22 protein-coding genes and 2 other annotated features are annotated in these 25,847 nt (G+C 41.6%); all 22 genes read left to right on the top strand.

Features of this window, described 5'->3' with window-relative positions:
* Positions 1-32 precede the first annotated feature (32 nt).
* On the top strand, positions 33-1,178 hold the full coding sequence (locus tag FD17_RS03845; RefSeq protein WP_057823809.1) for a cysteine desulfurase family protein: 1,146 nt from the start codon (positions 33-35) through the stop codon (positions 1,176-1,178).
* A gap of 8 nt (positions 1,179-1,186) precedes the next feature.
* Positions 1,187-2,404 (top strand): tRNA uracil 4-sulfurtransferase ThiI, encoded by a 1,218-nt coding sequence (gene thiI, locus FD17_RS03840; RefSeq protein ID WP_057823807.1) that lies wholly within the window; start codon positions 1,187-1,189, stop codon positions 2,402-2,404.
* A 74-nt stretch (positions 2,405-2,478) separates the two neighbouring features.
* On the top strand, positions 2,479-2,988 hold the full coding sequence (tpx, locus tag FD17_RS03835; RefSeq protein ID WP_057823806.1) for a thiol peroxidase: 510 nt from the start codon (positions 2,479-2,481) through the stop codon (positions 2,986-2,988).
* Positions 2,989-3,015: 27 nt separating this feature from the next.
* Positions 3,016-3,225 (top strand) — a binding site (T-box leader).
* Positions 3,226-3,285: 60 nt separating this feature from the next.
* Positions 3,286-5,946 carry a valine--tRNA ligase gene (locus FD17_RS03830; protein ID WP_057823804.1) on the top strand — a complete coding sequence of 887 codons (2,661 nt, stop codon included), beginning with the start codon at positions 3,286-3,288 and terminating at the stop codon, positions 5,944-5,946.
* A 114-nt stretch (positions 5,947-6,060) separates the two neighbouring features.
* Entirely contained in the window at positions 6,061-7,392 is a 1,332-nt protein-coding gene (locus FD17_RS03825; protein ID WP_057823802.1) for a bifunctional folylpolyglutamate synthase/dihydrofolate synthase, read from the top strand.
* A gap of 140 nt (positions 7,393-7,532) precedes the next feature.
* Positions 7,533-8,540 (top strand): rod shape-determining protein, encoded by a 1,008-nt coding sequence (locus FD17_RS03820; protein WP_275452948.1) that lies wholly within the window; start codon positions 7,533-7,535, stop codon positions 8,538-8,540.
* Between the two features lie 48 nt (positions 8,541-8,588).
* Positions 8,589-9,437, top strand: a complete 849-nt coding sequence (mreC, locus tag FD17_RS03815; protein ID WP_176744916.1) for a rod shape-determining protein MreC — start codon at positions 8,589-8,591, stop codon at positions 9,435-9,437.
* Positions 9,438-9,453: 16 nt separating this feature from the next.
* Positions 9,454-9,978 carry a rod shape-determining protein MreD gene (gene mreD, locus FD17_RS03810; RefSeq protein ID WP_057823796.1) on the top strand — a complete coding sequence of 175 codons (525 nt, stop codon included), beginning with the start codon at positions 9,454-9,456 and terminating at the stop codon, positions 9,976-9,978.
* A gap of 15 nt (positions 9,979-9,993) precedes the next feature.
* The gene (locus FD17_RS03805) at positions 9,994-10,677 is read left to right on the top strand and encodes a septum site-determining protein MinC (protein ID WP_057823794.1); all 684 of its coding nucleotides are present in this window, start codon (positions 9,994-9,996) and stop codon (positions 10,675-10,677) included.
* Positions 10,670-11,476 carry a septum site-determining protein MinD gene (gene minD, locus FD17_RS03800; RefSeq protein ID WP_057823792.1) on the top strand — a complete coding sequence of 269 codons (807 nt, stop codon included), beginning with the start codon at positions 10,670-10,672 and terminating at the stop codon, positions 11,474-11,476. The genes FD17_RS03805 and minD overlap by 8 nt, the downstream gene beginning before the upstream one ends.
* Positions 11,477-11,534: 58 nt before the next feature.
* Positions 11,535-11,771, top strand: a binding site (T-box leader).
* A gap of 164 nt (positions 11,772-11,935) precedes the next feature.
* Entirely contained in the window at positions 11,936-12,580 is a 645-nt protein-coding gene (locus FD17_RS03795) for an amino acid ABC transporter permease (RefSeq protein WP_057823790.1), read from the top strand.
* Between the two features lie 12 nt (positions 12,581-12,592).
* Positions 12,593-13,228 carry an amino acid ABC transporter ATP-binding protein gene (locus FD17_RS03790; protein ID WP_057823789.1) on the top strand — a complete coding sequence of 212 codons (636 nt, stop codon included), beginning with the start codon at positions 12,593-12,595 and terminating at the stop codon, positions 13,226-13,228.
* 11 nt (positions 13,229-13,239) lie between these two features.
* The gene (locus tag FD17_RS03785; RefSeq protein ID WP_057823787.1) at positions 13,240-14,103 is read left to right on the top strand and encodes an amino acid ABC transporter substrate-binding protein; all 864 of its coding nucleotides are present in this window, start codon (positions 13,240-13,242) and stop codon (positions 14,101-14,103) included.
* Between the two features lie 168 nt (positions 14,104-14,271).
* Complete coding sequence (yfmF, locus tag FD17_RS03780) at positions 14,272-15,537, top strand: EF-P 5-aminopentanol modification-associated protein YfmF (protein ID WP_057823786.1); 1,266 nt, start codon at positions 14,272-14,274, stop codon at positions 15,535-15,537.
* A gap of 2 nt (positions 15,538-15,539) precedes the next feature.
* On the top strand, positions 15,540-16,817 hold the full coding sequence (gene yfmH / locus FD17_RS03775) for an EF-P 5-aminopentanol modification-associated protein YfmH (RefSeq protein ID WP_057823784.1): 1,278 nt from the start codon (positions 15,540-15,542) through the stop codon (positions 16,815-16,817).
* Between the two features lie 110 nt (positions 16,818-16,927).
* Complete coding sequence (locus FD17_RS03770; RefSeq protein ID WP_057823782.1) at positions 16,928-18,019, top strand: helix-turn-helix domain-containing protein; 1,092 nt, start codon at positions 16,928-16,930, stop codon at positions 18,017-18,019.
* 17 nt (positions 18,020-18,036) lie between these two features.
* Positions 18,037-18,618, top strand: coding sequence for a CDP-diacylglycerol--glycerol-3-phosphate 3-phosphatidyltransferase (gene pgsA / locus FD17_RS03765; protein WP_057823780.1), 582 nt, complete (start codon positions 18,037-18,039; stop codon positions 18,616-18,618).
* A 119-nt stretch (positions 18,619-18,737) separates the two neighbouring features.
* Positions 18,738-19,208: a CinA family protein gene (locus FD17_RS03760; protein ID WP_057823778.1), complete on the top strand. Its 471-nt coding sequence runs from the start codon at positions 18,738-18,740 to the stop codon at positions 19,206-19,208.
* 101 nt (positions 19,209-19,309) lie between these two features.
* Complete coding sequence (gene recA, locus FD17_RS03755) at positions 19,310-20,452, top strand: recombinase RecA (RefSeq protein ID WP_057823776.1); 1,143 nt, start codon at positions 19,310-19,312, stop codon at positions 20,450-20,452.
* A gap of 283 nt (positions 20,453-20,735) precedes the next feature.
* A complete protein-coding gene (gene rny, locus FD17_RS03750; RefSeq protein WP_057823774.1) occupies positions 20,736-22,316 on the top strand; it encodes a ribonuclease Y in 1,581 nt (526 codons plus the stop codon).
* An 82-nt stretch (positions 22,317-22,398) separates the two neighbouring features.
* On the top strand, positions 22,399-23,193 hold the full coding sequence (locus FD17_RS03745; protein ID WP_057823772.1) for a TIGR00282 family metallophosphoesterase: 795 nt from the start codon (positions 22,399-22,401) through the stop codon (positions 23,191-23,193).
* A 65-nt stretch (positions 23,194-23,258) separates the two neighbouring features.
* A complete protein-coding gene (gene mutS, locus FD17_RS03740; protein ID WP_057823770.1) occupies positions 23,259-25,847 on the top strand; it encodes a DNA mismatch repair protein MutS in 2,589 nt (862 codons plus the stop codon).

Raw genomic sequence — 25,847 nt, 5'->3', positions numbered from 1 at the left:
CGAACCAATAAATTTAGAGAAGAAGGTTTCAAATGATTTATTTTGATAATAGTGCCACCACAAAAGTATTACCTGAAGTTCTTGACACTTATAATAAAGTGAGCGAACAAATTTGGGGCAACCCATCAAGTTTGCATAACTTTGGTGAACAGGCGTTTAATCTCTTGGAGCAGTCCAGAAAGCAGATCGCCGATTTGTTGAATGTTCATCCAGATGAAATCTACTTTACGAGTGGCGGAACCGAGGGTGACAATTGGGTCATCAAAGGAACCGCAATTGAAAAGCGAGAATTTGGGAAACATCTGATTACCACATCAGTTGAACATGCTGCAGTAAGGAACTCATTTGAACAGCTCAAACAGCTGGGCTATGACGTCACCTATCTGCCAGTTGATGATGAAGGCCGGATCTCCATTGCTGACTTGAAAGCAGCAATCCGTCCGGATACGACTTTGGTTTCAATTATGGCAGTGAATAATGAAATTGGGACTATCCAACCAATTCAAGAAGCTGCAGAATTGCTGAAGAATTATCCGAAAATTCATTTTCATGTTGATGCGGTTCAAGGCCTTGGAAAGGGCATTCAGGATCAGATCTTTAACGATCGAACTGATTTTGCTGCCTTTTCAGGTCACAAGTTCCATGCACCACGGGGAACCGGTTTTATCTATGGTCGTCGTGGTCGTCGTATCGCACCATTAATGAATGGTGGCGGTCAGGAAAAGAACCAGCGGTCGGGAACCGAAAATTTGCCTGGCATCGTTGCCATGGCAAAAGCAATTCGCCTGGTACTTGCAAAAGAACCGAGTGCAATTGAAACCGAGCGCCAAATTAAGCAGCTAATTATGGATCATATCAGTAAATTTGATAAGGTCACGATTTTCTCAAAGAATGACGCAACGTTTGCTCCGCACATCCTTTGTTTTGCAATTCAGGGTGTCCGTGGTGAAACCATTGTTCATGCTTTTGAGAAACAGGGAATTTATATTTCTACGACAAGTGCCTGTTCGTCGAAGGATCACACTGAATCCGGCACGTTAAATGCCATGCAGGTTCCAGATGATATTGCCACAAGTGCCGTTCGCATTTCACTTGGAGATCACAATACGCTTGATGAAGCCAAACAATTCGTAAAAGTATTTGATCAGTTGTATGAAGAATTTGACAAATTAAGTTAGGAGCAAATATGCACTATACAGAAATTATGGTTCGTTACGGCGAACTGTCCACAAAGGGCAAAAATAAAAAAGATTTTATCAAGCAGCTTGGGAAAAATGTCAGAGCTGTTCTTCACCCATTTCCAAAGCTTGAAGTCAAAGCACAACGCGACCGTCTTCACGTTGCCTTGAATGGCGAAGATGACAAACAGGTCATCGAAACCTTGAAGGGCGTTTTTGGGATCGAAAACTTCTATCCATCCGTTCAATTGGATAAGGACATGGATGTGATCAAGAAGACCGCGTTGGAAATGGTCAAGGAACAATATCATGACGGAGCAACATTCAAAATTAATACGCGTCGTCAGGATAAACACTTTGAGTATGATACCAACCAGATTAACAACATGCTGGGTGATTACATTCTCGAAAACGTTGATGGAATTACGGTTGACGTTAAGAACCCAGACATTTCGATTCGGGTGGAAATTCGTATGAATGGCGCTTTTCTTTCATCTGAAAAGATCCACGGCGCTGGTGGCTTGCCAGTCGGAACCGGTGGTCGCGCAACGATGATGCTTTCCGGTGGAATCGATTCGCCCGTGGCGACTTATTTAGCCATGAAGCGTGGTGTCAAAATTGACATGATCCATTTCTACAGTCCGCCTTATACCGGCGAACAGGCTTTGAATAAGGCCAAACAGCTGACTTCTGTTTTGGGAAAGTATTCAGGCAACATTCAGTTCATCCAAGTGCCATTTACAGAGATCCAAGAAACCATTAAGGAAAAAGTCCCCGAAGGTTATTTAATGACGATTCAACGACGGATGATGCTGCGAATTGCTGCTCAAATTACCAAGAACCGCCATTGTGATGGCGTCTTTACCGGTGAAGCTTTGGGTCAAGTCGCATCACAGACTTTGGAAAGCATGATGGCCATCAACGATGTGACCACGATGCCGGTTTTGCGGCCGTTGGTTTCAATGGATAAGACTGATATCATCAAGATTTCAGAAAAAATTCATACTTATGATCTTTCTATTCTTCCATTTGAGGATTGCTGTACAATTTTCACACCCCCAGCACCAAAAACGCGGCCAAGTTTGGAAAAGTCTCGGAAATTTGAACAGTATATTGATGTTGAAGGGTTGATGAAAAAAGCGATTGATAACATTGAAATCACTAATATTAAACCCGGTGAAGAATTCCTGAATCAAAATCAGGATGTCTTTGCTGAACTTCTTTAATTTTTCGATACTTGCGCATTTAACCAGTTTAGGCTACATTATGTATAAAGTAGTTACACCAAGGGAGTGCTTTTATGAAAATCACTATCAATGGTAAAGAAGAAAGTATGTTTGGCAATCCACCTGAAGTTGGGGAACAATTGCCAAAGTTTAAACTCGAGGATGCAAATGGCAACAAAGTGAAAACGGCTGATATTATTGGCCGAATCACGTTGATTTCGACTGTTCCCGATATTGATACACCGGTTTGTTCAATGGAAACCCGCAAGTTTAATCAGGAGGCCGACAAGTTTCCTGACGTGCGTTTCTTGACAATCTCCAATAATACGATTGAGCAGCAGAAAAATTGGTGTGCTGCGCAAGGCGTCACAAATTTGCAAATGCTGTCTGATGAAAACCTTTCATTAGGTTACGCATTGAAGCTTTATTTGCCTAACTTTGGGGCTTTGGCACGGACCATTTTCATTGTCGATGCGACCGGGAAAATTATTTATCGCCAAGTGGTTTCGGAGATTCATGATGAACCGGACTACGATGATGCGTTGAATGCTTTGAAAAAAGTTGCTCAACGTATTGACGATTAAGCCATATTTGGTTAAGATTAAAATTAAATTAAAGTGTTGAGCAAGAGAGTAGCCGGTATTTTGGGTTAAGAAAGAAAACCATTGCTGCGAGGTTTTTACCAAATACCGAGTGAAGGTAACTTGTGAGCTTCTCGTTTTATTTCGAAACGAGGCGGTTTATCAGACCGTTACTATGATATTTAAGTGGGGCTTTTTTGAGCCCAATTTAGGTGGTACCGCGAGCACTTCGTCCTAATGACAGGATGGGGTGTTTTTTTGTTACATAAATTTGATCTAAAAATTGGAAGGAGCAATGTCATGTCAGACAAAAAACCAGAAATGTCCACGAAATATGATCCAACTGCTGTTGAAAATGGCCGTTATAACGAATGGCTTGAAGAAGGGGTATTTACTCCCAGTGGAGACAAAAAAGCCAAGCCGTTTTCAATCGTTTTACCACCGCCAAATGTTACTGGTAAGCTTCATCTGGGTCATGCATGGGACACAACGCTTCAAGATATGATTATCAGACGCAAGCGAATGCAGGGCTTTGATACACTGTGGCTGCCAGGAATGGACCATGCCGGAATTGCGACTCAAGCTAAAGTTGAGGCTAAGCTCCGAAAGCAGGGAATTTCCCGATACGACTTGGGTCGTGAAAAATTTGTCGAAAAGGTCTGGGAATGGAAGGATGACTTCGCCCGAACGATTAAAGAACAATGGGCCAAGCTCGGCCTTTCACTCGATTACAGTCGTGAACGTTTCACTTTGGATAAGGGGCTTTCAAAAGCAGTTCGAAAAGTCTTCGTATCCCTTTACCAAAAAGGCTTGATCTATCGTGGCGAATATATTATCAACTGGGATCCTCAGGCCAGAACGGCATTGTCCGATATTGAAGTTATCCATAAAGACGATAAGGGTGCTTTCTACCATGTCAAATATCCATTTACCGATGGAACCACTTTCAATGGGAAGGACTATATTGAAATTGCCACTACCCGTCCGGAAACGATGATGGGCGATACTGCGGTTGCCGTCAATCCTTCCGACAAGCGATATAAGGATATTGTCGGCAAAAAGGTACTTGTGCCATTAATTAATCGTGAAGTGCCGATTATTGCCGATCAGTACGTTGACCCCGATTTTGGAACTGGAATGGTAAAAATCACGCCAGCCCATGACCCTAACGATTTTAAAGTTGGAAATCGTCATGACCTGAAGCGAATCAATACCATGAATGAAGACGCATCAATGAATGAAAACGCCGGCAAGTATGAAGGCATGGATCGATTCGAAGCGCGAAAAGCAATGGTAAAAGATCTTCAGGATGAAGGCTTAATGATTTCTATTGATCCGATTGTCCATTCCGTTGGTCACTCCGAACGGACCGGTGTTCAAGTTGAAGCCCGCTTATCAACTCAGTGGTTCGTTAAGATGAAGCCACTTGCCGAACAGGCCATCAAGAATCAGGATACGAATGATAAGGTTAACTTCTTCCCAGACCGTTTTGAAGGCACCTTTGAACAATGGATGGAAAATGTTCATGACTGGGTTATTTCTCGTCAACTCTGGTGGGGTCATCAAATTCCTGCCTGGTACAACAAGAAAACCGGTGAAACATACGTTGGTATGGAAGCACCTAAAGATCCGGAAAACTGGGATCAGGATCCTGATGTCTTGGATACCTGGTTCTCGTCAGCGCTTTGGCCATTTTCAACCATGGGCTGGCCTGAAGATACCGAAGATATGAAGCGATACTTCCCAACCGATACACTGGTTACCGGTTACGATATTATCTTCTTCTGGGTTTCCAGAATGATTTTCCAAAGTTTGGAATTTACTAAAGAACGACCATTTAAAGATGTTTTACTGCATGGATTAATTCGTGATTCACAGGGTCGGAAGATGTCCAAATCACTTGGAAACGGAATCGATCCGATGGACGTCATTGATAAATATGGTGCTGATGCGCTTCGTTGGTTCCTATCCATTGGTGGAACACCTGGACAAGACTTGAAGTTCAGCTATGACAAGATGGATTCGGCATGGAACTTCATTAACAAGATTTGGAATGCCAGTCGATACGTTATCAAGAATTTGGATGGAATCGATCAACCCAAGCTGCCTGATCAATCCGAATGGCAATTATCCGACAAATGGATTTTGAGCCGCTTGAATGCAACCGTCAATCACGTTTCAGAGTTGTTTGAAAAGTACAATTTTGGTGAAGCCGATCGCTATCTTTACGACTTTATCTGGAACGACTTCTGTGACTGGTACATCGAAATGAGTAAGGAAGCACTCAACAGCGATGATGAGAGGCTGAAGAAAAACACCCAAAACATTTTAGCTTATGTCTTGGATCAAACATTGCGTCTGCTTCAACCGATTATGCCATTTGTAACTGAATATATTTGGCAGATGATGCCGCACGAAGGAAAGTCATTGGTTACCGCAGCATACCCGGTTGATCATAAAGAACTGAACGATCCGGAATCTGAACAACAGATGAAGTCACTCATTGATTTGATCACGGCCGTCCGGAACATTCGAAACGAAGCCAACGCACCACTTTCTTCACCAATCGATATGCTGATTCAAACAGACAACGCAACTCTTAAGGGAATTTTTGAGTCCAACCGTGAATATATTGACCGGTTCTGTCATACTCAGAAATTGGAAATCGGGGCAAATATTGAGGCACCAAAGCTTTCAATGTCTGCCGTGATTACGGATGCAACGATCTTTGTGCCATTAGCAGAATTGGTTGATTTGAAAGATGAACAAGCCCGGGTTCAAAAAGATGTTGATAAATTTGAGGCCGAAGTGGCCCGTTCAGACAAAAAATTAGCAAATAAACGCTTCGTGGACAATGCGCCTGAAGCCGTTGTTGAAGAAGAAAAAACCAAACAGGCTGATTATCAATCGAAGTTGGATGCAGCCAAGGAACGTCTTGAACAAATTTCCAGTGAGATGTAAAAATGAACCAACTATGATCCGCTAATTTCAAAAAACGTGGGATGAAATGCTGTTTCCTGGTGAAAGATCAGGATTTGAAGCTGCATTTTACCCGCGTTTTTTAAGGAGAAAAAAATGATTAACACATATGACGAGGCGCTTAACTTTATTCATGGGAGAACAAAGTTTAAGAAGATTCCGACATTGAAGCGGATGCGTCGATTTTTAGATGAATTGGGTGCCCCGGATAAAAAGATTAATGCGATTCACATTGCCGGCACCAACGGCAAGGGCTCAACACTCGCCTTTTTGCGGAATATTTTTCAGGCAGAAGGGAAAACGGTAGGGAGCTTTACTTCACCGTTTTTGGTCAAGTTTAATGAGCGAATCAGTGTCAATGGAGTTGGTATTTCCGACGATGATATCCTCAGGTTGACACAGGAATTGTATCCCACGATTGCAAAACTTGACGCCGAATTACCGGAAGGTGGCCCCACGGAATTTGAAATTGTGACGGCTATGATGTTTAAATACTTTGCAGAAGGTCATGCAGATATTGTGCTCATTGAGGTTGGCCTAGGTGGCTTGTACGATTCGACAAACGTGATTGTTCCAAAGGTATCGGTGATCACGTCAATTGGCTGGGATCACATGCATATTTTGGGTGACACATTACCCAAAATTGCTTTTCAAAAAGCCGGTATTATCAAGGAAGGCGTACCGGTAGTTGTTGGCGGAGTTGATCCGGATCCGCTGGAAGTAATTGTTCATCAAGCGGCTAAAAAGCACAGTCCCATTAAGATTTTGGGCAAAGATTTTCATGTTAATGATTTAGGTGAGCAAAATTGGGTTCAAAGTTTTGATTTTGATTCATCCAATCTTCATCTTCATCAATTACAGACAGACCTTATAGGGGATTATCAGACCCATAACGCAGCTTTGGCAGTCCAAGCATATAATGAGTACCAAAAGCTCCACAATCAGCCCATAGACTCTGAGGTAATCCGTCGTGGTATTCGAAATACTCGGTGGGCTGGACGGTTCGAACCAATTGCGACCCGTCCCGCAATTGTTTTGGATGGAGCTCACAACATTTCTGCTGTTGACCTGATCGTGGATACTCTTGAAAACGATTTTCCTAAAGGCCATATCTATGTGCTAATGGGAATTCTTGCAGACAAGCAGGCTGATAAAATGGTCGAAAAAATGGCGACTGTTCCAAATGTTTCGATTGTCTTAACCCAGTTCGCCGGACCGGGTAAACGGGCGGCAGCCAATCCGGAAAAATTGGAACACAAACTGCAAACCCGTCCGCAAAATGTGTCCGCAATCGATGATTGGCAGTCGGCCATTTCTGAATTGAAACGGAAACTGACGCCTGACGATATGCTATTAATTACCGGTTCGTTATATTTCATATCGGATGTTCGGAAATTTCTTAAGAATCCGGGTATGAATTTCAAATAAACTATTAAATCAGCTTACGTTTCTCTTGATTTTATTTATTTTTGGACGCGTTATGATATACTTGTTTCGTTAAACAATAATAAATTAATCTATAAAAAACGAACTAAATTAAGTTGATAGACAACGAAGGGATGGATAACGTGTTTGGACTTGGGGAAAAAAACATAGGAATTGATCTTGGTACTGCTAATACGATTGTTTACGTTGAAGGAAAAGGAATTGTTCTTCGTGAACCGTCAGTAGTTGCCAAAAGCACAAAATCAGGCGAGGTAATCGCCGTTGGATCAGAGGCTCGGGCAATGATCGGCCGGACTCCGGCCAGTATTCAGGCTGTTCGGCCAATGAAAGACGGTGTGATCGCTGATTACGATACGACCGTTGCAATGATGAAGTACTTTATCCAAAAGGCATTGGGACATTCATCAGGCAAACCTTATGTGATGGTTTGTGTGCCAACCGGTATCACTGCTGTTGAAAAGCGGGCTGTGATTGATGCAACCCGCGTTGCCGGTGCCCGTGACGCATATGTGATTGAAGAACCATTTGCAGCCGCAATTGGTGCCGGTCTTCCAGTTATGGATCCAACCGGTAGCATGGTTGTTGATATCGGTGGTGGAACAACTGATGTTGCCACCATTTCTTTAGGCGGAATCGTTTCCAGTCGTTCAGTTCGAATGGCTGGCGACAAGCTGAATGAGGCGATTGCACAGTATGTCCGTCAAAAGTACAATCTGCTCATTGGTGAGCGAACTTCCGAACAGCTCAAGATTGATATTGGTTCTGCTTCTGCCGAAGCTGCCAAAGAGATTAAAGCGATTCCGGTTCGCGGCCGTGATTTAGTAACTGGTCTGCCTACAACGGTTGAGATCAGTGGAACTGATGTTAATAAGGCCATTAATGAATCAGTTATGGCAATCATTGCAACAATCAAGGAAACCCTTGAAGAAACATCACCGGAAATTGCCGCTGATGTGATTGACCATGGGATTGTTCTCACCGGTGGTGGGGCCTTATTAAGAAACATTACCGATGTGATTGCAGAAGCTACTCAAGTTCCTGTTTCAATCGCCTCGGATCCACTTGATTGTGTGGCTATTGGTACTGGAGAATCCTTAAAGAGCATCAATGTTATGAAGAAAAAACAATAATTAAAGAGGTAACTATACTTGATTATTGATTAACGAATGGAGGCAATTATGCAAAAATTTTTCTCCAGTCGAAAGCTTGTAATTGTCGTAGTATGTTTGATCGTTAGTTTTGGTTTAATGACATTATCGGTTGCCATTCGAGACAAACGGAGCACGCCACCGTTGGTACAACAATTTGGAAATGATATTGTTGGATTTGCCGACCGAATTGTAGCAGCCCCAATGAATGGAATTCATCACGGGTTTGTTTCGACTAAGAATCTTTTAAACACATACCAGGAAAATGAACGTCTCAAGTCAAAAGTCGATCAGTTGACCCAAACACAGGTTAAAGATCAGGTTTTGACTCGTGAAAACAAACAGTTAAAACGTCAATTAAATGTCGGCAGCACGTTGACAGGCTATGAGAAAATTAATGCTGCTGTTATTACTCGGACACCCTCATCTTGGGCAAGTCAGATTATTATTAACAAGGGTCAGGCTTCCGGAATTAAGAAAAACATGCCGGTGATTGCCGGTCCTGGGTTGATTGGAACGGTTGCCGAAGTTAACAAAACAAATAGTAAAGTTGTTTTGGTTTCCAATACTGCTGAGAATTCAAACCGTTTTGCAATTCAGGTCCTTGGCGACAATTCAAAAGTCGTGAATGGAATTATTACATCATATGATTCATCATCTAACCGTATCATTATGGGAAACATTACATCAAAAGCAAAGCTGTCAGTCGGAAACCGGGTGACAACCAGTGGATTGGGCGGCGTTATTCCCAAGGGAATATACGTCGGCACGGTCTCTAAAGTTGCTCAAGATGATTACGGTCTTGCAAAAAAAGTATATATTAAGCCGGCTGCTAATTTGAACGACATTGAAGTTGTATCAGTAGCAGTTAGAGATTGATGGGAGGGACGATTAGGTGAAACGAAAAGTTCCCATTGCAATATATTTTGTGATTGGTCAATTTATTGCATTCTTTCTTGATGGTTCCATCAGCCAAGCTCTTTCCGGAACTCTTTTCAAATATCCAAACTCAATGGTTCCTTGCTTGACGGTTCTCTGGTTAATCTTGGCGGCATTTTTCGGCAACGTTAAGAAACTACACCTGTATACCTGGGCTGCAGTTATCGGATTCATATTTGATATGTACTATACGGGACTACTCGGAGTTAATGTTTTTATTTTTCCGTTAGTTGTTTATTTGTGTCAAACGGTATACCAAATCCTGCCACCAAATTTCCTGAGTGGCTTTTTGGTGTATTTTTTAGGAATCACAGTTTTGGTTAGCTTGGGGTATATTGCCAATGCGTTTATTGGTGAAACAGATGCGTCAGTTGCGCAATTCCTGGTGAATACATTGGCACCTACACTCGCTCTCAATCTGGTTTTGTTGGCAATTGTTTACCTTCCGATTGAGACACTGTATAGGACTCATAAGCAATAAGAAGGAGAGTAGACAATGCACGATTCAGCCGTTTTGAAAGGCACCAAGGATGGGTATGAAATAATTTTAGACGAGAATGCCAATCTTAAAGACATTTTTGCGTCGCTTAGAAAACTTCTGGATAATTTAAAAACCCAGACGGCTTCGACCAATCCACAGGCGATTTCCTTTGATATATATACTGGAATGCGTTTATGGCCGGCCGCAGACCGATCTGAAATTGAGAAAATCTTTTCTGATTATTCATACTTCTCTGTTCATAAGATTACTTCCGACGTCATCACTAAAGAAGAGTCGAATCGGATTCTCGAGCAAACCAGCGTCCACATTATTGATAAGGTGATTCGTAATGGCCAAGAAGAACACATCCAAGGTGATGTGTTATTTTTAGGAACTGTCCATGAAGGTGGGAAATTATTCGTTGGCGGCAACATCTTTGTCCTGGGAAACGTCGAAGGAATTATCCAAGCTGGGGCACCCGATCTTGAAGATAAAATGATTATTGGGGATGTACATAACGCTCAACAGGTTCGGATCGGCGAACAGTTTGAAATTCTTGCTGACACCAAGCGGGAAATGAACAGTGGCACAGTCATTTACGTGAACGACTTACATGTATTGGATTATGGTAAGCTTGAGGATCTTAAACAGATTAATCCCAAGTTCTACAATCAGATAGGAGGAGTCATCAATGGGTAAGGCTTACGTTATAACTTCAGGTAAGGGGGGAGTTGGTAAAACAACTTCTTCGGCCAATATTGGAACTGCATTGGCCATGATGGGTAAGAAAGTATGTCTTTTGGATCTTGATATTGGCCTGCGTAACTTAGACGTTGTTCTTGGACTCGACAATCGGATTATGTATGACATTGTGGACGTTGCAAATGGTCGCGCAAAGCTCAGCCAGGCACTGGTAAAGGACAAACGATTTGATGATTTGCTTTATCTTCTGCCGGCAGCTCAAAACACTGATAAGACAGCATTAAATGAAGACCAGGTAAGAGAAATCGTTGATGATTTGAAGCCGGACTTTGATTTTATTTTAATCGACTGTCCTGCCGGCATTGAACAAGGATTTATGAATGCAATTGCCGGAGCCGATAGCGCGATTATTGTCACGACACCTGAAATCTCAGCTGTTCGTGATGCTGACCGGGTGGTTGGATTACTCGAACAACATCCACTTCAGGAACAACCACACCTGATAATTAATCGGATTCGTCAACATATGATGAAAGACGGTTCAGTGATGGATGTCGATGAAATCACTCATCATCTTGGCGTTGAGTTGTTGGGAATTGTTTTTGACGACGACGCAGTCATTACGACTTCCAACAATGGTGAGCCAGTTGTTCTACAAGCAGAGAATCCCGCAGGTCAAGGTTATCGTGATATCGCTCGTCGGATGGTTGGTGAGTCCGTTCCGTTAATGGAAATTAAAGACGAACAGAAGCCGTCGTTCTGGCAAAAAGTTGGCCATTGGTTCCATAAAGGATAAAAGTCCTTGACGGGAAACCAAATTACGATTATGATAAATTTAACTTAATTAAAGATTTTTAAAGACGTTGATCAGAACCGATTGTTATTTTAAATTACAGAGAGCCCATCAAGGTGGAAGTTGGGTATTTAATTAAAAGTCGTCACATCTGTGAGTCATTTTTCTGAATTTAGTAGGAAAAAGCGGTAAGCACGTTATTGCTGAAGTTTAGTATTTTTGATACTAAACCTTTTGAGATTTTTCATGTGAGTGAAAAATGAATCAGAGGTGGAACCGCGATAAATTCGTCCTCTTAAGTCAATGATGGCTTAAGAGGACGTTTTTATTTCCAACAATAATATTGAACTTCGTGAGGCAGTGGGTGTGAGCCTGCTGCGAATTGAGGTGGAACCGCGAAAACCATCGTCCTCTTGAGTATCGTTTATTACTCAAGGGGATTTTTTTATGGAGGGATGTCAAATGATTCAATATATTGAAGAAATTTTACCAGCATTATTATCGGGAACCAAAATGACTTTATCAATTTTCTTTTGGACATTGATTTGTTCAATCCCATTAGGCGCGTTGGTTGGACTTGGGCTCATTCAAAAATTCAAGCCGCTGACTTGGTTACTTAATTTTTACGTCTGGATCATGCGAGGGACGCCACTTTTACTGCAATTGATTTTTGTATTTTATGGTTTGCCAATTATTCATATTGTCTTTCAACGTTATGATGCAGCGATGTTTGCTTTCATCCTGAATTACACTGCTTACTTTGGTGAAATATTCAGAGGTGGCTTTCAATCAGTTCCAAAGGGGCAGTTCGAAAGTGCCAAGGTGCTTCGGTTGAGCTACGGCCAAACGATCCGAAAGATTGTGATTCCTCAGGTCTTTAAAATCGTACTTCCGTCAATTGGGAATGAAGTTATTAACCTGGTTAAGGATTCATCTTTGGTTTATGTCATCGGACTGGGCGATCTGCTTCGGGCCGGAAACGTGGCGACTGCAAGGGACGTCACGCTGTTGCCGCTGATTTTGGTCGGAATTATTTATCTGGCATTGACTGCGGTCTGCACAATTGTTTTGAAGTTGATTGAAAAACGTGAGAGTGTTTGGCGATAGGAGGGGATTACAATGTTAGCAATTAAAAATTTAACGAAACGATTCGGCAGTCGGACAATCATTGATGATCTGTCGATGACAGTCAAAGATAATGAAATTATGGCGATCGTTGGTCCTTCTGGAGCCGGTAAAACAACTCTACTACGTTGTATAACTGGTTTGGAGCCAGTTGATAAAGGCGAGTTTTTCTGGAATGGCACGCAATTTGATCCGACCAATACGACTCAAAAGGACACGATTATCGGCGTCGTTTTCCAAGATTACCAACTTTTTCCTAACTTGACGGTTCTTGGTAATATTACCTTGGCCCCAACAATGGTCAAAAAAGAATCTATGGACGATGTTAAAAAATATGCCCGTGAGTTGTTAAGTCGGCTGGGATTGGAAGGCAAGGAAGATCTGTATCCCTTCCAACTTTCCGGTGGGCAAAAGCAGCGGGTGGCGATTGTCAGAGCCCTTGCAATGCGGCCTAAGATTCTTTGTTACGACGAACCAACATCCGCATTGGACCCGGCATTGAGAGATGAGGTTGCTCAGATCATTCTTGATTTAAAGAAGCAGGAAATGACCCAAATCGTTGTCACTCATGATATGGACTTCGCCAAAAACGTAGCCGATGAAATTCAGCAGGTTGAACAAATTCAGTAGGAGGGGTAAAAATGTTAAAAGCATTTAAAAGATTATTATTGATTACCAGTCTCCTCCTGATCACAGTTGGTTTATCCGGTTGTGGTGTCCGCTATGTCAGCCGTCAAGGTTCCCAAGAGAATCCGGATACGTGGTCAACTGTTTCCAAGCAGAAGAAAATTATTGTTGGGCTGGATGACAGTTTTGTGCCAATGGGATTTCAAACTAAGAGCGGTAAGATTGTTGGATATGATGTTGACCTTGCCAGAGCAGTTTTCAAGCAGTATGGCATTAAGGTTGACTTCCAGCCGATTGACTGGTCGATGAACGTTACGGAACTTCGAAATGGGACGATTGATCTGATCTGGAATGGTTTTTCAATCAATCCACAACGAGCAAAAAAGATCACATTTAGTGAACCATACTTGATCAATGATCAGGTCTTGGTTTCCAAAAAGAACCAGCATATCAACAGTTTTGCAGATATGAAGGGGAAAGTTGCCGGGGTTCAAAACGGTTCAGCCGGTGCAATGGATATTGATAATCAGCCAAAGCTGCTCAAAGATAAGATTAAGGGCCATGAGCCAATTCTTTACGACACGTTTACTGATGCGTTCATTGACTTGAATGCAAACCGGATTCAAGGATTATTGATTGACAGTATTTATGCAGGATATTATTTGGAACACCAGCCAAACCAATCAAGCTTCAAATCGGTTCCAAGCGAGTTTCCCAAGGAAGAATACGGCGTTGGGATGCGTAAAGGCGATACTGTATTAAAGAAAAAGATTGATCAAGGATTGAACCGTCTTGCCAAAAATGGTGAACTTCACAAAATCAACATGAAGTGGTTCGGAACAGATCGGGACAGTCCTTTGATGAAAAATGTTAAATAACCGTTTTAGAAAAACTTTCAATTTAGGTTGGAAGTTTTTTTAGTTTGTCCTTGTAATGAAATGATTCTTGGGTAATTCTCTATTTTTCCTTATAATTCATGGTTTTGGTTGAGATTTTAATGTTTTTATTTTATTATGAAATTTGTGACTAATTGAGGAGGAAACTCAGTGAAATACGAGATCGCAAAAGGGGTCAGTTTAACAACCATCCCAACAACTAAATTTAAAAACAGCAAGATATTGATCAATTTTACCTTTCCAGCCCAACATGAAAATTATGCAAAGTTGGCATTATTGGCGGAGCTTTTGGAAAACTGTTCTGCAAAATACAACAGTGAGCTTTTGGTCTCACGTCAGTTATCAAGAATGTATGGCGCAAGCTTTGGCGTGACAGTCCTTCGATATGGTAATCAGCATACCCTTCAGGTGTCGATTACCTTTCCCAGCGACAAATACCTTCCCGCGAAGAGTCAATTAACCTCTGAAGTTCTTAATTTTTTGCAAGAGATGATTGAAGATCCCTTCGTTGACGGTCAACAATTTGATCAGGCCTATTTTCGAATCCATCAAAGCAACATGATTAATTATTTGGATTCGATCCAGGATAATAAAGGGTTCTTCTCAACCTTACAATTACAACAATTGTATTACGCAAATGATCCTGATCATGGTAATTTCTTAATGGGTACCCCTCAAGAAATGAGTCATATTGATTCAAAAAGTCTGTTTAATTTTTATCATCAGGTTCTTTTCCAAGCAAAAATTTCGATTCTAATTGGCGGTGATCTCGATGAGAAGCTTGTCGCAGATGGATTTCAGCATTTCCAATCATTTTCGGATCGAATCCCTCAGGTATATGAGCTTAAAGTGAAGCCACGCCCAGTTGATGATGTTCAGCGGGCGGCCAAAGATATCGAAGGTTCTCAGTCAGTATTAAGTATCGCTTATGAATTGCCCATCTACTTTGGTGATGATGAATATTTTCCAGCAGTCATTTTCAACCAGCTGTTTGGCGGTTCGAGTAGATCTTTGCTATTTACAAATGTTCGTGAAAAACACAGTTTGGCGTATGACATTCACAGCAGCTACAATTCTTTGGTCGGAATGGATACTGTCCAGGCGGGGATTGATTACGCTAATGAGGATCAGGTAACTGAAATGGTGGCTGATCAATTGACCCAGCTGATTGATGGTCAATATTCAGATGAACTGTTGGATGGTGTTAAACAGGCACTTGTCAATCAACACAGATCTGAAGTCGATCATCTCGGCTCTCTTATCGAAAAACAGTATATTCAACAGATCATGGGATTTAGTTTAAGCGATTCTCAATGGGAAGATAAAGTTGAAGCGGTTACTCGAAAACAAATTTCTGAAGTTGCCAAGCGAATGTCTTTGAGAGCTATTTTTCAGCTGAACAGCAGGGGGCATTAACAATGGAATTAATTGATTATCCAAATTATAACGAAAAATTATTTGTTCAAACCCTCTCCAACGGCTTAACCGTGTACTTGCAGCCCAAAGCCGGATTTAACAAAACAACCGCTGTTCTCGGTGTCAATTACGGTTCGATCGACAGTCAATTTTTATTAAATGGCGAAAAGGTTATTCAACCAGCTGGAATTGCGCATTTTTTAGAGCATAAGATGTTCGATAAAAAAGACTACGATGTTTTTGAATTGTTTAATAAAACAGGGGCACGTTCAAATGCCTTTACTAGTTTCACAAAAACCAATTACCTATTTTCCACGGCAGAATCCTTTAAAGATAATTTGGATATTTTATTGGATTTTGTCCAAATTCCATACTTTACACAAGAAAAAGTTGAACGTGAAAAAGGGATTATTGACCAAGAAATTAATATGTATAAAAATGATCCGGATAATCAAGCTTATTTTGAAACGATCGCCAGTCTGTACCCCAACTCGGTTCTATCTGAAGATATTGCAGGCGATGTTGCTTCTGTGGGAAAGATTACTTTGGCAGATGTTGAACTGGCCTACAAGACTTTTTACCGTCCGGAAAACATGAGCCTATTCATTACGGGCAAATTAGATCCGAGTGAAACACTGCGGTGGATTGAAGATAATCAGGCAGGAAAACAAGTTCCTAAGCCAGTTAGAGTTAAGCGATTGGTTGAACTCCCGTCAACTGGTGACGAAACAATTCAACAGTCAAAAATGGATGTCTCAAGGCCAAAAGTAACACTGGGATTGCGAGGAAATGATCAAGTACCCACAGGTCGTGAAGGCCTTAAATATGAGATTGCCCTCTCCGTCATGTTTGACTTGTTTCTTAGTGAAAACTCGGTTGAATATGATAAACTGTATCATGATGAAATCATTGATGATTCGTTTTCATGGGAGTTTGAAAATGAACGTGGCTTTCATTTTGCGGTCATTAGTTGTGATACGGCCAAGCCGCGTGAATTAATCAAACGATTAAAGCAGATTATTGCAGACATTCCCGAGAAAATCGACAGCTTATCCGATGAATTTCAATTGCAAAAAAACGAGCTTTTCGGTAATTACATCGAGATGATGGACTCTGAAGAAGCAATTAGTGGTCAATTTGACGGCTTCATAGGTGAACCTGTTACAATATATGATGAAGTTGAGATATTAAAATCAATGACCTTGGCAGATGTCAGTGCAATTGCCAATGATTTTTTGAGTAGGGTAACTGTTCAAGAAGTTTTGATTCAAAATCGTTAAGGGTTAAATGATTGATTTATAATTCTTACTTTATCAATTACTTAAAATAATAGCAGTTTACCTTATGATATACTTTAAAGAGAACACAAAAAATTCAATGGAGAATGAGTATGAGCGACGAAAAAGATAATTTAACAATTGGAAAAAAACTACATGATGCCCGAGTTGCAAAGGGCTACACTTTGGATGATTTACAAAAGAATACGAAGATTCAAAAACGTTATCTCATCGCGATTGAAGATAATGATTTTGATGCGTTGCCAGGTGATTTTTATGTTCGGGCGTTCGTCAAACAGTACGCAGATTCGGTTGGCCTTGATGGCTCGGATCTGTTAAGTCAGTTTGATACCAAGCTGCCTGATACTGAAGATCCGGAATATGTTGACCGGGTAAATGACGACAACCCTGAGACTCGGTCTGCTCAACGCAAAGTCGAGGAACGAAATGATAAACTACGCCGTTATATTCCGATTATTTCTGTATCGGTCGTGGTCTTGGTCATTTTGATCGCTATTTGGGTTGCGGCGGCTAAAAGTACTCGGAATACTGCCAAGACTCAGATCGAAACAAGCAAGGTTTCCGTTTCTGGAAATAAATCTGCCAGTTCAAAATCGTCCAGTTCCAAAAAGACCAAGACTGCTAAGAAAGCAAAGGGGATTACTTTTAAGAAAGTAACTGCCTCAGGTAGTAATATTACTTACCGGGTCTCCGGAACTTCAGGGAAAACGCCGTTAAAAATTGCGGCAACCGGTACAGGAAGTGCGTGGACTTCTGTTTCTGCTGATGGCACTTCATTATGGCAGGCTTCATTAACCGGCGGCAATTCCCACACGATTTCTTTACCTAGCACAACAAGTACCGTGACGATTAATGCTGGAAATGCCGAAGCTACTCAAATTACGGTAGGTGGTAAAAAGTTGACTGTGGCAGCTCCACTCAATGGTGGTTCCAGTCAGGTTCGAGTAATCACATTGCAATTTGGTAAAGCAAGTTCCTCTGCTTCAAGCTCGAGTTCAGCAACCAGCAGTTCGTCATCAACCACTACCGGCACGACTGGAACGACAGGTACGACTGGAACTACCGGCACCAGTGGGACTTCATCAACTACTGGAACGACAGGCACAACTGGTACAACAAGCGGTTCCGGTACGACTGGCACAAGCAGTAATAACAGCAATACCGGCACTGCCAATAGTTATTAATCTGCTGGAGGTTGAACATGAATTTACCCAATAAATTAACAATGTTTAGAATTATTTTGATTCCCTTTTTTATCATCATTTTAGCTGCCCCAATTTTTTCCGGGAGTGTGGTTTGGGCGGGAACGTCAATCAGTATGACCCGTTTAATTGCAACGATCATTTTTGTGGTGGCTTCCTTAACCGATTTTTTGGATGGTCAGATTGCTCGTCGGAATCATCTGGTCACAAATTTTGGTAAGTTTGCAGATCCACTTGCTGATAAGATGTTGGTCATGACCGCATTTCTATTTTTAGTTGGTCTCGGAGATGTTCCAGCTTGGGTTGCAGCGATTATTGTCTGCCGTGAGCTTGCTGTTACCGGATTGCGGTTGATCATCGTGGAAAACGAGGGTCAGGTGATTGCTGCGGCATGGCCAGGTAAAATCAAAACAACGACACAAATGTTGGCGATCATTTTGTTATTCTTGAATAACGTTTTATTTGACGCCATTAATATTCCGATGGGACTAATCCTGTTATACACCTGCTTATTCTTCACAATTTATTCAGGTATTGACTATTTTGTCCAAAACCGTTCAGTTTTTTCAGATTCATTTTAAGTCCAACAGCTGCCGGAAGGTTCATGAAAATGAGTCTTCCGGCATTTCTGTATTTTTTGAGTAGAAAAGAATAATTTTGACTGGTTATCCGTAATTAACGAATAGAGGGAGCAATCAACATGGCATTAGAACAGACATTAGTGAATGAACTTTTATCCAGGCACATTACGATTACTGCAGCAGAAAGCCTGACTGCAGGAGAATTTCAGAGTACCCTCGGTAATGTTCCAGGTGTTTCGGAAGTTTTTGAGGGGGGATTTGTAACATATTCAAACCAGGTTAAAGAGCAGCTCTTGCACATTCCAAGTGATGTCATTGAAGAAAATGGCGTTGTCAGTGAGGCAACTGCAATTTGGATGGCAAATCAGGCACGTAGTATCATGGACAAAGATCTGGGGGTTTCATTTACCGGAGTTGCCGGCCCGGATACGCTTGAAGGCAACCCTGCCGGAACCGTCTGGATTGGAATTGCATACGGTACAGCAAAGACGTATGCCAAGAAGTTTCAGTTTGATGGAGAACGCAATGAGATCAGGGCGGCATCAGTTCAGGCTGGGCTGCAGATGGCTTTGGATATGATCAATAAATAACTTTTAGTCGAACTTTTGTTCGCATTTTTATTGCTTTTTTGGAAAATCATTAGTATAGTTAATTAGTAAACTTTTCCGTTTAGGATAGTGGGAGGAATTTAATGGCTGACCAAAGAAAAGTAGCTTTAGATAAAGCCTTAAAAAATATTGAAAAAGAATTTGGAAAAGGGTCAATTATGAGAATGGGTGATAAGGCCGATACTCAAATTTCGACCATTCCATCCGGTTCATTGGCATTAGACGACGCATTAGGTGTAGGTGGATATCCACGTGGACGAATTGTAGAAGTCTATGGGCCTGAAAGTTCAGGTAAAACGACGGTGGCATTACACGCCGTTGCCGAAGTTCAAAAACGTGGCGGGACTGCTGCCTATATTGATGCAGAAAACGCTTTGGATCCAGTGTATGCGACTCATCTTGGCGTCAACATTGATGACTTGCTGCTTTCTCAGCCTGATACCGGTGAACAGGGGCTTCAAATTACGGATGCACTGGTTACCAGTGGTGCCATTGATATTGTCGTGATTGACTCGGTTGCCGCACTGGTTCCACGTGCTGAAATCGAAGGCGAAATGGGAGATGCCCATGTTGGTCTCCAAGCCCGGTTAATGTCTCAGGCACTTCGAAAGCTTTCTGGAACCATCAGTAAAACTAAAACGATTGCAATTTTCATCAACCAGATTCGTGAAAAAGTTGGTGTGATGTTTGGAAATCCGGAAACTACTCCTGGTGGGCGAGCACTGAAATTCTATGCCACAATTCGGCTGGAAATCCGCCGTGCCGAACAGATCAAGGATGGTACCAATATCATCGGTAACCGTGTTCGAATTAAAGTTGTCAAGAACAAGGTTGCACCGCCATTTAAACGTGCCGAAGTCGATATCATGTATGGGAAAGGAATTTCTCAATCTGGTGAATTAGTCGACATGGCCGTTGACAAGGATATTATCGATAAATCCGGTTCGTGGTACTCATATGGTGAGGAACGAATTGGCCAAGGGCGTGAGAACGCCAAGACTTACCTGGAAGAGCATCAGGATATGTATGATGAGATTATGAAAAAAGTCAGAGCAGCATATGATATTCCTGACGATACAATGCCAGACAAGACTGATGACACAAAAAAGTCTTCAAGCAAAACTACCAATAAAAAAGCTGACAAGAAGGATTCCAAAAAAGAAGATTCAACTGATTCTTCCAAAGGAACCAAAGTTGACAGCATCGATTTAGATATTGGCAAATAAATTACCAATACCAATTTCAATAGATTTTCGAATGGACGCTCTTACATGGGGGGCGCCCATTTTTGTTATCCAATCACGGTACGATGGGCTTTTGTGAAACATTCTGAAACAAAATCTTCTCGTCAAATGAATCTTGTTATATACAACTGCCGGAGTGCCTTACGCAAAGATGATTGACACTAGTGATAACAAACATTAAAATAAGAATTGTGTCAATAATCAAATAACATCTATTAATTGGTTTAGAAATAATCATTTTTTGATGATTTGGAGGTGAAAAGCCATGACCATGGCTGGGATAATCCTCGCAATCATCGCTATAATTGTTGTTGGTTTTGTTGGTATTTTAAGCTTTGTAATCGGCAAGTCTGCACAAAAGAAGATCCACGAGAAAGATCTTGACTCCGCTAATGGTTCTGCCAAAGGAATTTTGGCAGATGCTAAGAAAAAAGCTGAAACTGTTGTCAAAGAGGCAACGTTATCAGCTCAGGAGAAAAATCACCGCTACCGTTCTTCAGTTGAGAAAGAACTGAAGTCTCGTCGTGCGGAGATCCAAAAGCAAGAGGATCGTTTGCTGCAGCGTGAGGAAGCTCTTGATCGGAAAGACAGTGCTTTCGAACGTCGTGAGAGCTCGTTAAATCGTAAAGAGCAGAAGATTAATCGTGAACAACAGAATTTAGTTACACAACAAGATGAAGCAAACTCACTTATCGCAAAACGCCAAGCCGAAGTTGAGAAAGTTGCAGCTTTAACTCAATCTGAAGCACGTGACATGATTTTGAAAGAAACTGGCGATAAATTAGCTGATGAAAAGGCACGGATGGTAAAGGAAAGTTACTATCAGGCCCAGACGGAAGCTGATGAAAATGCCAAGAATCTGATAATTGAAGCAATTCAGCAAAGTTCAGCAGATGTTGTCTCTGAGACAACCGTTTCTGTTGTGAGTCTTCCAAATGAAGATATGAAAGGACGAATTATTGGTCGTGAAGGCCGGAATATTCGGACTTTCGAAACCTTAACCGGGATTGATTTAATTATTGATGACACGCCACAAGCAGTTGTACTCAGCGGCTTTGATCCAATTCGAAGAGAAGTTGCTAAAATGACACTTGAGAAGTTAATTAAGGATGGTCGAATCCATCCGGCACGGATTGAAGAAATGGTCGAAAAGAGCCGTAAAGAGCTTGACGAACGGATCCAAGAGATTGGTGAAGAAACGTTATTCGACTTGGGAATTCATTCTATGAGTCCAGATATGATCAAATTAGTTGGACAACTTAACTTTAAGATTGATCATGGGCAGAATCTGCTTAGTCATTCAATTGAGGTCGCTAAGTTGGCAGGTGCTTTTGCAGCAGAATTAGGTGAGGATGTTACTTTAGCTAAACGCGCAGGATTATTACACGATATTGGTAAAGCTGCGAATAATGGTGTTGAGGGGTCACATGTACAAGTTGGGGTTGATTTCGCCAAAAAGTATCATGAGAGTCCAGTTGTCATTGATGCTATCAAAGGATATGAAGAAGGCCATAATCCGGAAACAATCATTTCCGAATTGGTTGCTGTTGCTGAAAAGATTGCGATTTCGCGTCCAGGAGCACACAGCGAATCACTTGAAAGCTTTGTTCATCGCCTTGACAGCCTCGAAAAGATCACCGACAGCTTTAACGAAGTTCAAAAGAGTTATGCGATTCAAGCGGGTCGAGAGATTCGAGTTATTGCAAAACCCGAAGATATAACGGATACACAAGCAATTGTGTTGTCCCGTGAGATTAAACAAAAGATTGAAACTGAAATGAAGTATCCTGGTCACATTAAAGTCACAGTTATCAGGGAAGTTCGTTCAGTCGAATACGCAAGATAAAAGATCAGAGTCTCTGGTCTTTTTTCTTTTAATAAATGTTAGAATTATTTTATATAAATCAGAAAGTATCGAGGAAAAATAAATGCGAATTCTTTTTATCGGCGATGTGGTTGGCGACAAGGGTGTTTCAATGATTGGCGACTTTCTGCCGAAGTTAAAACAAGAGATTAAACCGCAGGTGACGATTGTCAATGGTGAAAACGCAACTTCGATGGGCCGTGGCATTTCTTTAAGTATCTATAAACAGCTGATGAGTGACGGCGTCGATGTTGTGACACTGGGAAATCATGCTTGGAGTAACAATGAAATATTAGATTTTATCGATGATGCCAAACGATTAATCCGGCCATATAATTTTCCTAAACGAACGACTCCCGGTAAGGGATATACCATGGTTAATGTAAATGGCAAACAACTTGCTGTTTTGAATTTCCAGGGCCGAGTGTTCATGGATAATCTGGATGATCCGTTTGCGTTAGCGGATGAATTGGTTGATGAGATTACTAAAACCACAAATTGTATTTTTATGGATTTTCATGCCGAAGCAACCAGTGAAAAGCTTGCAATTGCCCGTTATCTGGATGGCCGAATTTCTGCTGTGGTTGGCACCCATACCCATGTTCAAACAAACGATGCCCGTATTTTGGCGGGAAAGACCGCTTTTTTGACTGATGCTGGGATGACCGGACCCGCTGACGGCATGCTGGGGATGCAGCCTGACAGTGTTATTCAACGATTCTTAGACCAACGGCCAGCACGTTTTAAGGTAATGGAAACTGGTCGTGGAATTATTTCCGGATGTTTCATTGATATCGATGATAAGACTGGTCACGCCACCCACATCGAAACAGTGTCGATGACTGATGATCAATTATAAACAAATAAGCAACAATGCATGATATGCTGAAACAAAATTCAGTTGGAATTTAAGGGGACTTTCAGTTGGCAAAAAAAGAATTAACTCCGATGATGGTACAGTATCAAAAAATAAAGGACCAGTATCCTGACGCGTTCTTGTTTTATCGGCTCGGTGACTTTTATGAAATGTTCAACGACGACGCCATTAAGGGATCCCAGTTATTGGAATTAACTTTAACAAATCGCAGCCGGAATGCCGATAATCCCGTTCCAATGTGCGGGGTACCGCACAAAGCTGTTCAAAACTATATCGACATTTTAGTTGATCAGGGTTATAAAGTCGCTATCTGTGAGCAGATGGAAGATCCAAGACTGGCCAAAGGAATGGTCAAACGTGAAGTCATTCAACTAGTGACTCCCGGGACTCAAGTTGACGTTGGCAGTGAAAACGCTAAATCGAATAATTATTTGACATCGGTGGTTTATGATGGAAAAAACAATGAGTATGCTTTTGCTTACGCAGATTTGTCCACCGGTGAACTTAAAGTTGCCAAACTAACCACTCAAGCAGAATTTGTCAATGAGCTGGTTTCTTTGCAGACCAAAGAAATTGTTGTTGATAAGGACTTGCCAGAGGCGATTCAGGAGACCGTTAAGAAACTTGGAATTCTCATTTCCCATCAATCTGATTTACCAGTCAATTCTTCGGTCAGTTACTTAAGTCAAGATGTTGACGATGCCTTGATGAAGCAGGTGCTGAAACGATTACTGGATTATATTCAAGAGACCCAAAAGCGAAGCCTTCAGCATCTAAAAAGAGCGGTGGTCTATGAACCATCCGATTTTTTGGAACTTGACCATAATTCACAATACAACTTGGAATTGCTTAGAAACATCAGGACTGGAAAAAAATCAGGCACTTTATTGTGGCTTCTTGATCAAACTAAAACGGCCATGGGTGGGCGGAAGTTGAAACAGTGGATTGAACGCCCATTGGTTAATCGAAACATGATTAATAAACGCCATGATGCAGTTGCAGTTCTACTGGATCACTATTTTGAGCGCAACCAACTTCAGGATGAATTAATTAAAGTGTACGATTTGGAACGTTTGGCGGGCCGAATTGCATTTGGCAGCGTTAATGGTCGAGACCTCATTCAGTTGAAGACATCTCTTAAACAGGTACCCAAAATTAAGTACATCTTAGAACAAATTGCTGACAAAAGCTTTGAGGATATGTTGAAGAACCTTGTCCCTTTGGATGATATTGTGAATGAAATTGATTCTTCGATTGTTGAAGAACCGCCGATTTCAGTGACTGACGGCGGAGTCATCAAAGATGGCTATAACCAACAGCTGGACAAGTATCGTGATGCAACCAACAATGGTCAAAAATGGCTTGCAGAACTGGAAGCCAAAGAACGTAAAGTGACCGGAATTAACAATCTTAAAGTTGGTTTTAACCACGTTTTCGGTTATTACATTGAAGTGACCAAGGTCAATTTGGACAAGATCCCAGCCAACCGCTATCAGCGAAAGCAGACCTTGGCAAATGCCGAGCGATTCTCAACTCCCGAGTTAAAGGATAAAGAAGCCTTAATCTTGGAAGCCCAAGAACAGAGCAAAACTTTGGAGTACAAGCTGTTTGTCAAAATTCGTGATGATATCAAACAATCAATTAAGCGGATCCAGGATTTAGCGGATTCAGTGGCATCGATTGATGTGCTACAAAGCTTTGCTGCCGTCAGTGAAGAATACCGGTTTGTTCGGCCGACACTCACAACCAAACATGTTGTCGATGTCAAAGACGGTCGTCACCCGGTTGTCGAGAAGGTGCTCGGTCATCAGCAGTATGTACCTAATGACGTTAATTTAGATGAAGACACCAGTATTTTATTGATTACCGGGCCAAACATGTCTGGTAAGAGTACGTACATGCGTCAAATGGCGCTGTGTGTCATTATGAATCAGATGGGCTGCTTTGTTCCTGCAAAAGAGGCAAAACTACCTGTTTTCGATAAGATTTTCACGCGGATTGGTGCGGCCGATGATCTGATTTCCGGTCAGAGTACTTTTATGGTGGAAATGAAAGAAGCAAATGACGCCATTGAGAATGCGACTCCCAATAGTTTAATCTTGTTTGATGAGATTGGCCGGGGGACTGCAACATATGATGGAATGGCATTGGCTCAGGCAATTATTGAGTATGTTCATAACAATATTGGGGCAAAGACTTTGTTCTCCACCCACTACCATGAATTAACCGTATTGGACGAATCGTTGAAACGTCTGCAGAATGTCCACGTTGGGGCGACTGAGTCAAATGGTGAACTGGTATTTCTGCATAAGATCCAACCAGGGCCTGCCGATAAATCATACGGTATTCATGTAGCAAAATTAGCCGGGTTGCCAGAAGGCCTCTTACACCGCGCAAACGACATTTTGACGAAGCTGGAACAGCAGGCCGAAGAACAGCATGAAAAGCCATCAGCACCCAAAGAAGCGCCTCAACAAGCTGCTGAACAGCAAACATCACTTTTTCCACTTGAGCAAATTGATGATAAACAAGCTGAAGTTGTGTCACAATTAAAGAAATTGGATTTGATGTCTAAAACACCCATGCAAATCATGAATCAAGTATATAAATGGCAACAGAAGATAAACGGAGATTAA

This window comes from Lentilactobacillus sunkii DSM 19904 (assembly GCF_001435575.1).
Lineage (GTDB): Bacteria > Bacillota > Bacilli > Lactobacillales > Lactobacillaceae > Lentilactobacillus > Lentilactobacillus sunkii.
This window is presented reverse-complemented; position numbering and strand designations above follow the sequence as displayed.

Bases quoted from the DNA above. Each gene is read 5' to 3' on its own strand.
- FD17_RS03845 (WP_057823809.1), top strand. From the start codon at position 33: ATGATTTATTTTGATAATAGTGCCACCACAAAAGTATTACCTGAAGTT.
- thiI (WP_057823807.1), top strand. From the start codon at position 1,187: ATGCACTATACAGAAATTATGGTTCGTTACGGCGAACTGTCCACAAAG.
- tpx (WP_057823806.1), top strand. From the start codon at position 2,479: ATGAAAATCACTATCAATGGTAAAGAAGAAAGTATGTTTGGCAATCCA.
- FD17_RS03830 (WP_057823804.1), top strand. From the start codon at position 3,286: ATGTCAGACAAAAAACCAGAAATGTCCACGAAATATGATCCAACTGCT.
- FD17_RS03825 (WP_057823802.1), top strand. From the start codon at position 6,061: ATGATTAACACATATGACGAGGCGCTTAACTTTATTCATGGGAGAACA.
- mreC (WP_176744916.1), top strand. From the start codon at position 8,589: ATGCAAAAATTTTTCTCCAGTCGAAAGCTTGTAATTGTCGTAGTATGT.
- FD17_RS03805 (WP_057823794.1), top strand. From the start codon at position 9,994: ATGCACGATTCAGCCGTTTTGAAAGGCACCAAGGATGGGTATGAAATA.
- minD (WP_057823792.1), top strand. From the start codon at position 10,670: ATGGGTAAGGCTTACGTTATAACTTCAGGTAAGGGGGGAGTTGGTAAA.
- FD17_RS03795 (WP_057823790.1), top strand. From the start codon at position 11,936: ATGATTCAATATATTGAAGAAATTTTACCAGCATTATTATCGGGAACC.
- FD17_RS03790 (WP_057823789.1), top strand. From the start codon at position 12,593: ATGTTAGCAATTAAAAATTTAACGAAACGATTCGGCAGTCGGACAATC.
- FD17_RS03785 (WP_057823787.1), top strand. From the start codon at position 13,240: ATGTTAAAAGCATTTAAAAGATTATTATTGATTACCAGTCTCCTCCTG.
- yfmH (WP_057823784.1), top strand. From the start codon at position 15,540: ATGGAATTAATTGATTATCCAAATTATAACGAAAAATTATTTGTTCAA.
- FD17_RS03770 (WP_057823782.1), top strand. From the start codon at position 16,928: ATGAGCGACGAAAAAGATAATTTAACAATTGGAAAAAAACTACATGAT.
- pgsA (WP_057823780.1), top strand. From the start codon at position 18,037: ATGAATTTACCCAATAAATTAACAATGTTTAGAATTATTTTGATTCCC.
- FD17_RS03760 (WP_057823778.1), top strand. From the start codon at position 18,738: ATGGCATTAGAACAGACATTAGTGAATGAACTTTTATCCAGGCACATT.
- recA (WP_057823776.1), top strand. From the start codon at position 19,310: ATGGCTGACCAAAGAAAAGTAGCTTTAGATAAAGCCTTAAAAAATATT.
- rny (WP_057823774.1), top strand. From the start codon at position 20,736: ATGACCATGGCTGGGATAATCCTCGCAATCATCGCTATAATTGTTGTT.
- FD17_RS03745 (WP_057823772.1), top strand. From the start codon at position 22,399: ATGCGAATTCTTTTTATCGGCGATGTGGTTGGCGACAAGGGTGTTTCA.